Below are 12520 nucleotides of genomic sequence, written 5' to 3' on the forward strand. Positions count from 1 at the left end.
CATGTCAATCATTAGCACATCAGTTAAGCGGCCAGTCACGGTATGGATGTTCATGCTGGCCATTATGTTATTCGGTATGGTGGGATTTTCACGCTTAGCGGTAAAACTCCTGCCCGATTTAAGCTACCCCACCTTAACCATTCGAACCATGTACGATGGTGCGGCGCCCGTTGAAGTAGAACAACTAGTCTCAAAACCGATTGAAGAAGCCGTTGGTGTAGTGAAAGGCTTACGTAAGATAAGCTCAATCTCTCGCTCTGGCATGTCGGATGTGGTGCTCGAGTTTGAATGGGGCACCACTATGGATATGGCGAGCCTCGATGTGCGTGAAAAACTCGACACTATCGCCCTGCCTCTGGATGTTAAAAAGCCATTATTGCTGCGCTTTAACCCTAACCTTGATCCTATCATGCGCCTAGCACTGTCGGTGCCGAATGCATCTGAGGCCGAACTAAAGCAGATGCGCACCTACGCAGAGGAAGAACTTAAACGCCGTTTAGAAGCTCTCTCAGGTGTGGCCGCAGTGCGTTTATCCGGTGGTTTACAGCAGGAAGTGCATATTCAGCTCAATCAGGAAAAGTTATCCCAACTCAATTTGAATGCCGACGATATTAAGCGCCGCATCAATGAGGAAAACATCAACTTATCTGCGGGTAAAGTAATCCAAGGTGACCGCGAATATCTAGTCCGTACCCTTAACCAATTCAATTCATTGGAAGAATTAGGACAAGTGATCGTCTATCGCGACGCGCAGACCTTAGTACGTCTATTTGAAGTCGCCACTATTACCGATGCCTTTAAAGAGCGCAGCGACATCACCCGAATCGGCAGTCAAGAGTCGATTGAACTGGCTATCTATAAGGAAGGTGATGCCAACACAGTCGCGGTGGCTAAAAAACTGCGCGATGAACTAGTCAAAATCAACCAAGATCCAAAACAAAACAAACTGGAAGTGATTTACGATCAATCCGAGTTTATTGAGAGTGCCGTTAGCGAAGTGACTTCGTCCGCGTTGATGGGCAGTATTTTGTCCATGCTGGTGATTTACCTGTTCCTGCGCAATATTATCCCGACGCTGATTATCTCTATCTCCATCCCCTTCTCGGTGATTGCCACCTTTAACATGATGTATTTTGCCGATATCAGTTTAAATATCATGTCATTAGGCGGTATTGCGCTCGCTATCGGTCTCTTAGTCGACAACGCCATTGTGGTGCTGGAGAACATAGACCGCTGCCGTAGCGAAGGCATGAGCAAATTAGATGCGGCTGTCACAGGGACTAAAGAAGTGGCGGGCGCAATTTTCGCCTCGACCATGACCACGCTTGCAGTGTTTGTCCCCTTGGTATTTGTCGATGGTATTGCGGGCGCCCTATTCTCTGATCAAGCCCTCACAGTGACCTTTGCCTTGCTCGCATCACTCTTGGTGGCACTAACCTCAATTCCAATGTTGGCCTCCCGCGAAGGCTTTACAGCACTGCCCGAACTCATCAAGAAGACCCCGAAGGAGAAACCCACTACTAAGCTCGGTAAGTTAAAACACTATAGTGCGACGGTATTTTCCTTCCCGATTGTGTTGATCTTTAGCTACTTACCGAGTGCATTGCTGACTTTAGCGTTAGTCATTGGCCGCTTCTTTTCTTGGCTGCTCGGGTTAGTAATGCGCCCGCTCAGCAGTGGTTTTAACTTTGTTTACCACGCTATCGAGTCGGTTTATCACAAACTGCTCGCGATGGCGCTACGTAAACAAGTCGCCACTTTGTTACTGACCATAGGGATCACTGGCGCCTGTATTAGCTTGCTGCCCCGCCTTGGCATGGAGCTCATCCCACCGATGAACCAAGGGGAGTTTTATGTGGAGATCCTGCTGCCTCCAGGCACTGCGGTCGGTGAAACCGATAAAGTACTGCAACAACTCGCGATGTCGATTAAAGACAGACCCGAAGTCAAACATGCTTACAGCCAAGCGGGCAGCGGCGGTCTAATGACCTCTGATACCGCCAGAGGCGGTGAAAACTGGGGGCGTTTACAGGTCGTACTGAGCGATCACACGGCTTACCATCAGGTGACACAAGTGCTGCGTGACACCGCGCGCCGCATCCCTGAGCTGGAAGCTAAAATCGAGCAACCTGAACTCTTTAGCTTTAAAACCCCATTGGAGATTGAGCTTTCGGGTTACGATTTACACTTACTTAAGCGCAGTGCCGATAATCTGGTTAAGGCACTTTCCGCCTCCGATCGCTTTGCCGATGTGAATACTAGCCTGCGTGATGGTCAGCCAGAACTCAGCATTCGCTTCGACCATGCTCGCTTAGCCGCCTTAGGCATGGATGCGCCCACAGTCGCCAATCGTATTGCCCAGCGCGTTGGCGGTACAGTTGCCAGCCAATACACAGTCCGCGACCGCAAAATTGATATTTTAGTGCGTAGCGAACTGGATGAGCGGGATCAAATCAGTGATATCGATGCGCTAATCATCAACCCGAACAGCCAGCAACCGATTGCCCTAAGCGCCGTGGCCGAAGTGTCATTGCAATTAGGCCCATCGGCGATTAACCGCATCAGCCAACAACGAGTGGCCTTAGTATCGGCCAACCTTGCCTATGGCGACTTAAGTGATGCGGTGGCCGAAGCGCAGCAAATTTTGTCTGCACAGGTGTTGCCCGCCTCGGTTCAAGCACGCTTTGGTGGACAAAATGAGGAAATGGAGCATTCATTCCAATCACTGAAGATTGCGCTGATCCTAGCGGTTTTCCTGGTGTACTTAGTGATGGCGAGTCAATTCGAATCACTGCTGCATCCGCTGCTAATTTTATTCGCCGTGCCGATGGCGCTGGCAGGTAGCGTGCTTGGTCTTTATATCACCCAAACCCATTTGAGTGTGGTGGTGTTTATCGGCCTTATCATGCTCGCGGGGATTGTGGTCAACAACGCCATCGTACTGGTGGATAGAATTAATCAGCTGCGCACCGAAGGCGTGGACAAGCTTGAGGCCATTAAGGTCGCGGCCAAATCCCGTCTGCGCCCGATTATGATGACCACCTTAACCACCACTTTAGGTTTGCTGCCGATGGCGTTAGGTTTAGGCGATGGCTCAGAAGTCCGCGCACCGATGGCGATTACTGTGATCTTTGGTCTGAGTCTCTCGACCCTTTTGACCCTGATTGTTATCCCTGTGCTCTATGCCCTGTTTGACCGTAAAAAGTTTGAACATACCGCCACAGCGCAAGACAACACGGCAGAAACCGCGGAGGCTCGCCTATGAACCTCACCCGTTTAGCGATAAAACGCCCAGTCACCACCAGCATGTTTTTCTTTGCAATCTTGCTGTTTGGTCTGGCTTCTAGCCGCCTACTGCCGCTCGAAATGTTCCCTGGCATCGATATTCCGCAGATCGTGGTGCAAGTGCCTTACAAAGGCTCAACCCCTGCGGAAGTCGAGCGCGATATCACTAAGGTGCTCGAAGAGTCCCTCGCCACTATGGGCGGTATCGATGAGCTCGAATCTGAGTCTTCCCAAGAAGGCGCTGAAATCGAAATCAATATGAAATGGGGCGAAAACGTTGCCACTAAGAGCTTAGAAGCGCGGGAAAAAATCGATGCGGTGCGACACTTATTGCCCAAGGATGTTGAGCGGGTGTTTATCCGCCAATTCTCCACCGCTGATATGCCTGTATTGACCATACGGATTTCGAGCGACCGCGAGCTTTCTGGCGCATTCGACTTGCTTGATAAGCAGCTTAAGCGCCCGCTGGAGCGGGTCGAGGGGGTGTCTAAGGTCAATCTCTATGGGGTTGAGCAAAAGCAGATTGAGGTCAGGATCAATGCCAACCGTCTCGCCGCCAGTGGCTATTCGGCAACCGAGTTACAGACACGTCTCGGCCGCGAAAACTTTGTGCTCAGCGCCGGTACCTTAAGGGAAAGTAATCTGGTTTATCAGGTGTCTCCTAAGGGCGAGTTTCGCAATCTGGAGGACATTAAAGCGCTAGTATTATTACCAGGGTTGACCTTAGGTGACGTTGCCGATGTGCAATTTGCGCTACCGGAACGGGTCGAAGGTCGTCACTTAGATAAGCATTACGCCGTCGGTCTGGATGTGTTTAAAGAATCCGGCGCCAACTTAGTGGAAGTGTCTGATCGGGTATTAAAGGTGATTGAGCTTGCCAAGCAAGATCAACAATTCCAAGGTATCCGCTTGTTTATTATGGAAGATCAAGCCTCTGGCGTAAAATCTTCCCTCTCGGATCTGCTGCTGTCGGGATTAATCGGCGCCTTGCTGTCTTTTATTGTGCTGTATTTATTCCTGAGAAACTTCAAGATGACCTTGATTGTGGTGTCATCAGTGCCGATTTCGATTGGTATGACGTTGGCCGCCATGTATCTACTGGGTTACAGCTTAAACATTCTGTCGATGATGGGACTATTATTGGCGGTCGGTATGCTTATCGATAACGCTGTAGTGGTCACCGAGAGTGTGCTGCAGGAGAAGCAAGGCAAAGATACTAAGAGCGCAGAGGACAATGAAAACGCAGTCATGACGGGGGTCGATAAGGTCAGTCTTGCCGTACTTGCGGGCACTATGACCACGGCTATCGTGTTTTTACCCAATATCTTCGGGGTAAAAGTCGAGCTTACCATCTTCCTTGAGCATGTGGCGATTGCGATTTGTATTTCGCTAGCGGCCTCACTGTTAGTGGCTAAGACATTAATTCCATTGATGTTGACTAAGTTTCACTTCGATATCGCACCAGAGAAAGCACCCGGTAAGTTGCAAAACTTCTACAACCGTAGCCTCAATTGGGTGCTGCTGCGTCCTTGGCGTTCTGGCCTAATTTCAGTGGCCATTTTGCTATCCACCGCCCTGCCGCTGTCGATGGTCAAACAGGATCAGGAGGACAGCCAAAGCAAGGAGCGGATTTACATCAACTACCAAGTAGAAGGTCGCCATAATCTTAATGTGACCGAGGCAATGGTGAGCCAAATGGAAGAGTATCTTTATAATAATAAAGAGGAATTCCATATCGACTCTGTGTATAGCTACTATGCGCCAGACGATGCTTCCTCAGTCATTTTGCTGAAAAAAGACCTACCTATGCCACTGGATGAATTAAAGAAGAAAATCCGCAGCGGTTTTCCTAAATTCTCCATCGCGAAACCTCAATTTGGCTGGGGTAATGATAACTCGGGCGTACGTGTCACGCTCACAGGTCGCTCCACCTCAGAGCTTATCCATTTGAGTGAGCAAGTATTACCCCTGCTCTCCAATATCAAAGGCTTAGTGGATGTGCGCTCCGAAGTGAATGGTGCGCAGCAGGAAGTGGTGATCCGCATTAATCGGCAGATGGCGGCACGACTGGATTTAAAACTCAACGAAGTGGCCTCTAGCATCTCAATGGCCCTGCGCGGCTCACCGCTGCGCTCATTTAGGCACGATCCCAATGGGGAACTGCGTATCGAAATGGCCTATGAGAAGGAATGGCAAAAATCCCTTGAGAAGCTCAAGCAACTGCCCATCGTGCGTATCGACCAACGCCTGTATACCCTTGATAACCTTGCTAGTATCGAGATTTTACCTAGGTTCGATACCATCAAGCACTACAATCGCCAAACCTCGCTTTCTATCGGCGCGAACTTAGACAAGCTCACCACAGAGGAGGCCCAAACGAAGATCAAACAGGTGATGGAAAACGTGCGCTTCCCGAATGGTTATAACTATTCGCTGCGCGGTGGGTTTGAGCGTCAGGATGAAGATCAGAGCGTCATGGCTATCAATATGCTGCTTGCTATTGCCATGATTTACATCGTAATGGCGGCGCTGTTTGAATCTTTATTATTACCGACGGCGATTATCACCTCGATTCTGTTCTCGATCACAGGCGTCTTTTGGGCATTGCTGCTCACAGGCACGCCTATGTCAGTCATGGCCATGATAGGGATCTTGATTCTCATGGGAATTGTGGTGAATAACGGCATCGTATTGGTCGACCAAATCAACCAAATGACGCCTGAACTCGATAAGCTGTCGGATACCATACGTGAAGTCTGTATTACCCGTCTGCGCCCTGTGCTAATGACGGTCGGAACAACAGTGCTGGGCCTCGTGCCATTGGCCATGGGCGAAACCCAAATCGGTGGCGGTGGTCCCCCCTACTCACCGATGGCCATCGCCATTATCGGCGGTTTGTCGTTCTCAACGGTGACGAGTCTGTATTTGGTTCCCTTGTGCTACCAACTGCTCTACAGAATGCGTTATCGCGCCGCGGTGCGCCTAGGTGAATCAAACCGCATCGCCCAAAAACTCTTACCTTGGACGGTATAGTTTTTTAAAAAGAAAGGCTGCAATTGCAGCCTTTCTTTTTAGATAAATCTACTGCCTTAAGGGAGCGACAATCACCTTCCCTTGCGCAGTTTGTGCTCCTCTGAAAAAATCAGTTCCATTGAGAGATAACAAAATACCTTTTGTATAATCATCCCCTAAACGATACCAACGACGCTCGCCTGCGGTATTCGAAAAAGAACGGAAAGCAATGGGAAACATTTTTCCCTTTGAAAAATCTGTTTGCTCTGCAACATCATAAGCAAACATATTAAATACTTCCTGAACCCCTTCCTCTAGATATTTACGCAATTGCAGACCATCGTCCGCGAGCCAAATCTTAGCCTGTTTTGCCGCTAGCGCTTGTTCGTCCAAAGGCTCATTTACTGCAGCCAAGGCTTTATCACGTTTTTTTATTTCCCTTAAACGTTCACGCGTACCATCGGGCAATTTGGCGTACTTAGCATTCACTTGAGCAAGATATTCCTGCTTTTCTTCCTCTGTGCGGAACCTATCAACATAGCGATTGGATTTTGACTGATATAGGAACCGATTTTGGTAAAGCAGCTGTGGCTTTGCCCCTTTCGCTGCACCTTGATACATTTGCACCTGTAACATGACATGCAACATAGTGTTATCAGGTGTTAAGCTATATTCTGGCGTGAGGATCAATGCAATATCCTCAGGACCTAATCCTAATCCTTTCACGCCCTTTGAAGGCCATTCATCGTAAACCTTCACAGGATTATCGGCGAGTTGAGGTAGGGTCGTTATTAGCATTTGATACTGTTTTTCATACGCTTTTTTTAAAGTATCTCCTGCCAGCAGCTCTCTAATTTTGACAATTGCCTCTTCAGCATCGGACTCTCGGGACTCGTTAATTGCCACCTCTGTCAAACCTACAATTAATCCACCAAGTGCACCTGCAGTGACACCCGCAGCGCTCAATGTACCACCGGACGCACCATAGAGATGATATTGTGCACCTAATTGTTTACTTGATAAATCAACCACTAACTTCGCATCGTCAAGTTTTTCTTGATGATTGGTATCAAGGTTTACCTTATAGGGGGCAATGCTACAAGCCGATAAGGTACTCACGGCTAACATCAACATTAAGGGCACCTTCAACGTTAAGACTTTCATTCCAACTCCTTGTAAATAATATTTTTATTTTTATCGAACAACACAAAAGCGAATTTGAAATAACTGCTCAAGACCGGGATAAATCTCTTGGATCACTCGGCGCAGCTCTGGCAGCGTCATATTCTCCTGCGCTGCATGTTGCTCTGTCAGCGCAGAAAACAACACAGGCACAACCTCAATGACCTTGATATCGCAAAACCAACGGTCAGCTTCAAAGGTTGATACTGGCAAAACTTGTCCAACAAACACATGGGACTCAGCTTCATCCCTTAGGGTAATGGTCTTAGCCCCCGATAAAATATCCTGCTCGAAACGCTCAAAAAAAGTGATTTTGGTTAACAATACGCCTCCGTAATATGCTCAACTAAACCAGTATTAAATCTGCATTTATTTTACTTAAATATATTTAAGGTCAATACCTTACAACACATCAATATAACGACTATCGCCAAGATTTAACAGTATGGCGAGCAAAATAAACCTATACTTTAGTGTGATATCACTCTGCCCCAATTGACCGTGATTATCTTTAGCAACAGCAAAACATGGAGAGATAGACAATATTCAGTTAGAATCCACCTTTAATTGAGCCACAGGACTCAGCCTGCATAGGCAAAAACCGAATTAGAGATGTTATGAATAAGAAGCAAAAGATCGTCAAGAAAATGGCTAAGCGCGAAAAAGCCAAACAAAACAAAATCGAGAAACCCAAAGTAGGTGCAAAGCCGCGTTATATTTCTAAAGCTGAGCGCGCGCGTCTCGAAGCAGCATCCCCAGAGGCCGCAGTTGCTGTTATAGAAGTTGCCAATGTTGATCTATCGACTACTGAAGATAAGACTGCTAATTAAGCTTATCTATTCAGTTTGGTATCGACAGAATTTTCGAAATAGTTTCAAACATAAAGGCCACATTTAATGTGGCCTTTATGTTTGAACTTACGATACCCCAAAAGATGAATCTTCCCCCTTAAGGTGTATTGGTTTTGGGTTTATCCATTTCCACCACGGTCGCGGCAGCCTCACATTCCTGCTCTTCGGTCAATTGGCCCATTTGCACATGGGAGGAGGAAAAAGGACTGGTGGATGAAGGCAAATTTTGGCCAACACAATTGGCAATTTCTTCCTCCTCACCCGCAAGTAGTTGCTTGCACTTATTCTGCGCCTCATCGCTATCACTTCCCATCGGCTGAGCTGCGTTTGCGCGACTAGCTAGGGCAACTTTGTCAACTAAGCGATAAGCTACCCACACGCCGATAAGCCCAAAGAGAATTGAGCCTAATACTTGGCCAATTAACACACCGTATACTCCGCCCCACTGCGCACCAAAATAGACAAATGGCACTGTGCCTAAGGTCGCTTTACCCACGTTAAACAGGGTAGAGTATTTCGCTTTGCCCAGATTGTTAAACGAAGCATTGGCCACAAATAAAATGCCAGAGAAGGTAAAAAACACCGCGATATAGCTACAGAAAAACTCGATAAGCGCCGCGCTATCGCCTTTCATATCGAACAGGCTCACCACCTGCGATTTGAGCAAAAACAGCAATAGCGACATCACCACCACATACAAGGTACAAAATTGAATCGCCTTGGTTAAACTCTCGCGCACCCGGTCGAATCGGCCCGCCCCAAAGTTTTGCCCAACAATCGGCCCAATGGCGCCGGATAACGCAAAAATCATCCCAAAGGTGACCGGGACTAACCTGCCAAGCACCGCCCAACCGGCCACATAGGCATCACCGAAATCGGCAATCGCGCGGGTCACAAAGGCGTTACCAATGGGCGTAGCGATATTCGTCAGCATGGCAGGCCCAGCGATGGCGAAAATCGGTTTGAGATCGGCAACAAAATAGTTGAAGTTAAATTTACCCAGCAGTTGATGTTTTACCACTACACCACGCCCGGCAATGATAAAAACCGCAATACGGGCAAGCACCGACGCTAGTGCCGCGCCTTCAATCCCCATGGCAAACAGAAAAATAAAAATCGGATCCAGTACCGCATTAACGCCGCCACCCGCTAAGGTCGACATCATCGACAGCTTAGCATCCCCAACAGCACGCAGCGCACCGCCAAGGGCCATCGCAAGGCAAATAAAAGGTAAAGAAGGCACCAAAATGTACAGATAACTCTCAGCCAGTTCCGCGGTATGCCCGCTCGCCCCTACCAAAGTCACTAATTCAGGGATAAAGCAGGTCACCAACACACTCACGAAGAGGCTGATTAAGGTGGTCACCGCCGCACTATTGAGCAATAGGCGTTTGGCCAGTTCCACATCCTTTGCACCAATCGAGCGCGAAACTAACGCGCCGAGCGCAATCGAGAGGCCGATACCAATAGAAGTGGTAAAAAACGAAATGCTGCCCGCATAACCCACCGCTGCGGCCAGTTCATGTTCGCCAAGCAAACTCAAGAAGAAAATATCGAGCAAATCGACCACAAATAAGGCAGAAATCCCCACGGCGGCGGTAGAACTCATCACGAGAATATGGCGAAGAATCGAACCTTCAACGAATTTAGCTTGGGTCATGGGGTTGTTTTACCTTAGTCATTGCAAAAGCAAAGGCCAACAGAGAATTGTTGGCCTTTGCTTTTATAGTCATCTATGGGTATTTAGGTCAAGCACTAATAGCAGCTTATACCGTAATTGGGCTCATCTTCGTTTGGTGATAACGCAAACGCGTAATTGACAATGCGATTAACGCAAGCAGTGTTAACGACCCCATCACTACCCCCTGCCACTCGGCTTTATGCCAAAACAGCATCAGGTAAGGCCCACCCAACGCCGCGCCCAAGTAATAGCAACACAGATACAGCGAAGTCGCCTTAGCGCGGTCGCGGCTTGCGCGCATCGCCACAAAGGAGTTGCAGCAACTGTGGGTTAAGAAGAAGCCACAAGCTGTCATCAAAAAGCCCATGCAAATGGTCAATGTGGTATCAAACAGAGTCAATAAACTGCCCAGTAACATTAAGCACCAAGACCATTGATATAACTTGTGCTGACCAAATTTTGCCAGCCACTTGGCAGTAAAATAAGAGGCCACGGTACCACTTGAATAACACAGGAGATCAAGGTAGCTTGGAAACGACTCCACTCGTAGGGCGCGGCCATCAAATGCAATTGAATAAAGCTAAATTGATTCACCATCATCATAAAAGTGATCCCACCTATGGCATAGGCTAAACGCATTTGCGGATCGGTTAGGTGATGGCTAAAACCATAAACATCCTGTAATAAACGTGCCCGTTTTGAGAGTGTTGGCGAGGTAGTTTGTCCGCCCGAGACCGCCTGGGCATCGGCGCCAGAAGGCAATAAATAACTGGTTAAGGCAACGCCCGCAAGCGTGACTAAAAACAGCAGCCACATGGACTCTTGCCAAGATAAAAACTGTGACATCACCCCGCCCAGTAACCGGCCGACAATCCCACCGATACTGTTGGCCATGATGTAAATGCCCGCGGCTTTGAGAATAGTGCTTGGCGAGAGTTGCTCCTTAAAATAGGCCATGGCAATAGCGGGCACCGCCGCTAACAGCACGCCCTGTAAAAAACGTACGTAGACAAGTGCATTAAAATCCCCTGCCCAAATCAACAGCAGATTCGACAGAACCAGTAGCCAGAGACTCACCACAATCGGCGTATGGCGGCCAATTCTGTCGGACACGACCGCATAAATTAATAGGGAAAACGCCAGCGAAAAGCTGGTGACCGAGAGGATAAGCGTTGCCTGTGATCCCGATACCGCAAAATGCTCGGCGATAAGCGGTAACATGCCCTGCATCAAATACAGATTGATATACACCACCACGGAAGCCACACACAGGGCCCACATCAGTCGGGTATCACGTTGTTTACTGTCGATAATAGTGTCTAACACGGCTTGCACTTTTGGCCTCGATAACGCATCACTCTCAGGATAGACAAAGATTAGCACTGGGCATAACATAACAATAATAGATAATTTATATTGAAATTATTGATTTTTGTTATAGCCAACAGTTGCGATACACCCTGTTATCGGCCAAGCCATGCGATATACGACAGTACTGGGTTGTAGCGCATTGTTAACCCTTAAAGCACTGTGTAATCGTGTATAAGTGCCCTCGAGCATAAGTACAATCCAGCATAAAAGACGAATCATCATGGATATACGCCAACTTAAACATTTAGATGCACTGGCCAATACCGGCAGTTTTACCGCCGCGGCCAAGAAGCTCAATATGGCGCAACCAGCCCTAAGCCAAAGCATTAAACGGCTCGAGCTGTCGCTTGGGGTGACACTGATTAATCGCACTAGCAATAAGAATGACAAGCACCTCGCGCTCACCGCCGAAGGATTAGTGCTGCATCAACATGCCACTTTAATCCTAAAACAAATCAAACAGGCCGAAGCGCAAATCCGCGCTATGGCGAATCTCACCTCAGGGGAAGTGCGGATAGCGGTGCCAGGCATGCTGGGCTCCTTCTATCTGCCCTCTCGACTTATGGCCTTTCGCCATCAATATCCCGAGCTAAAGCTGTCACTGTTTGAAGGCGGTACCCGTGACGCGCTTCGGATGTTACAGCAGGAAGAAGTGGATATCGCCATCATTACCGCCCAAGATTTACAGAGTGACTTCGATAGCCAATTGTTGATCCGTGAGCAGATGGTGATCGCCATGGGCGCCGAGCACCCGCTCGCCGATCATCCTGCCGTCAGCCTCAACGACTTCTTTGACCATGAATTAGTGATGTTTAAAACTGGCTATTTCCACCGGGAATGGATCCTCTCCCAGGCCAAAGAATTGGGTAAAAAGCCCAATATTGCCTTTGAGACTAACCTGATTAACTTAATTAAACAGATTGTCTCCCAGGGATTTGGGATCACTAGCGTGCTCGAAATGGCCATCAGCCCAAAAGACGACATTCTCGCCAAACCCTTTGACCCACCGGTGTTTTTAAATCTGCATATCGCGTGGAAAAAACAGCGCCCCGTCAGCCAAGCCGACCGCGCCTTTGTGGAATTTTTAATGAAAAACCGTTAACACAAAGCAATAAAAAGGGCCGACTGCTCGGCCCTT

Annotated in this window: 7 protein-coding genes and 1 pseudogene; 4 read left to right on the forward strand and 4 right to left on the reverse strand. The window is 48.3% G+C overall.

Features of this window, described 5'->3' with window-relative positions; genetic code table 11:
• The first annotated feature begins 1 nt into the window (after position 1).
• A complete protein-coding gene (locus ACUZ8J_RS12210; protein ID WP_446693958.1) occupies positions 2 to 3265 on the forward strand; it encodes an efflux RND transporter permease subunit in 3264 nt (1087 codons plus the stop codon).
• Complete coding sequence (locus tag ACUZ8J_RS12215; RefSeq protein ID WP_446693959.1) at positions 3262 to 6318, forward strand: efflux RND transporter permease subunit; 3057 nt, start codon at positions 3262 to 3264, stop codon at positions 6316 to 6318. Before ACUZ8J_RS12210 ends, ACUZ8J_RS12215 begins: the two co-directional genes overlap by 4 nt.
• Positions 6319 to 6366: 48 nt before the next feature.
• On the opposite strand, the gene ACUZ8J_RS12220 is transcribed toward ACUZ8J_RS12215, so the two are convergent.
• Together ACUZ8J_RS12220 and yqfB are read right to left on the reverse strand one after the other, a co-directional pair.
• Positions 6367 to 7461, reverse strand: a complete 1095-nt coding sequence (locus ACUZ8J_RS12220; RefSeq protein ID WP_086904040.1) for a hypothetical protein — start codon at positions 7459 to 7461, stop codon at positions 6367 to 6369.
• A gap of 30 nt (positions 7462 to 7491) precedes the next feature.
• On the reverse strand, positions 7492 to 7803 hold the full coding sequence (gene yqfB / locus ACUZ8J_RS12225) for a N(4)-acetylcytidine aminohydrolase (protein ID WP_446693960.1): 312 nt from the start codon (positions 7801 to 7803) through the stop codon (positions 7492 to 7494).
• Positions 7804 to 8096: 293 nt separating this feature from the next.
• Between yqfB and ACUZ8J_RS12230 the strand changes: the two genes are divergently transcribed.
• Positions 8097 to 8309 carry a DUF2986 domain-containing protein gene (locus tag ACUZ8J_RS12230; RefSeq protein ID WP_446693961.1) on the forward strand — a complete coding sequence of 71 codons (213 nt, stop codon included), beginning with the start codon at positions 8097 to 8099 and terminating at the stop codon, positions 8307 to 8309.
• A gap of 118 nt (positions 8310 to 8427) precedes the next feature.
• Here ACUZ8J_RS12230 and ACUZ8J_RS12235 read toward each other — a convergent pair whose 3' ends face one another.
• Positions 8428 to 9990, reverse strand: coding sequence for an MATE family efflux transporter (locus tag ACUZ8J_RS12235; RefSeq protein WP_446693962.1), 1563 nt, complete (start codon positions 9988 to 9990; stop codon positions 8428 to 8430).
• A gap of 106 nt (positions 9991 to 10096) precedes the next feature.
• Positions 10097 to 11346 (reverse strand): annotated as a pseudogene (locus tag ACUZ8J_RS12240) (MFS transporter).
• A 256-nt stretch (positions 11347 to 11602) separates the two neighbouring features.
• Between ACUZ8J_RS12240 and ACUZ8J_RS12245 the strand changes: the two are divergent.
• Positions 11603 to 12484, forward strand: coding sequence for a LysR family transcriptional regulator (locus ACUZ8J_RS12245; RefSeq protein WP_446693963.1), 882 nt, complete (start codon positions 11603 to 11605; stop codon positions 12482 to 12484).
• Positions 12485 to 12520: the final 36 nt, after the last annotated feature.

The sequence above is a fragment of the Shewanella sp. Koi 1 genome (genome assembly GCF_052907445.1).

Coding starts and splice junctions, on each gene's coding strand:
- ACUZ8J_RS12210 (WP_446693958.1), top strand. CDS start 2: ATGTCAATCATTAGCACATCAGTTAAGCGGCCAGTCACGGTATGGATG.
- ACUZ8J_RS12215 (WP_446693959.1), top strand. CDS start 3,262: ATGAACCTCACCCGTTTAGCGATAAAACGCCCAGTCACCACCAGCATG.
- ACUZ8J_RS12220 (WP_086904040.1), bottom strand. CDS start 7,461: ATGAAAGTCTTAACGTTGAAGGTGCCCTTAATGTTGATGTTAGCCGTG.
- ACUZ8J_RS12230 (WP_446693961.1), top strand. CDS start 8,097: ATGAATAAGAAGCAAAAGATCGTCAAGAAAATGGCTAAGCGCGAAAAA.
- ACUZ8J_RS12235 (WP_446693962.1), bottom strand. CDS start 9,990: ATGACCCAAGCTAAATTCGTTGAAGGTTCGATTCTTCGCCATATTCTC.
- ACUZ8J_RS12245 (WP_446693963.1), top strand. CDS start 11,603: ATGGATATACGCCAACTTAAACATTTAGATGCACTGGCCAATACCGGC.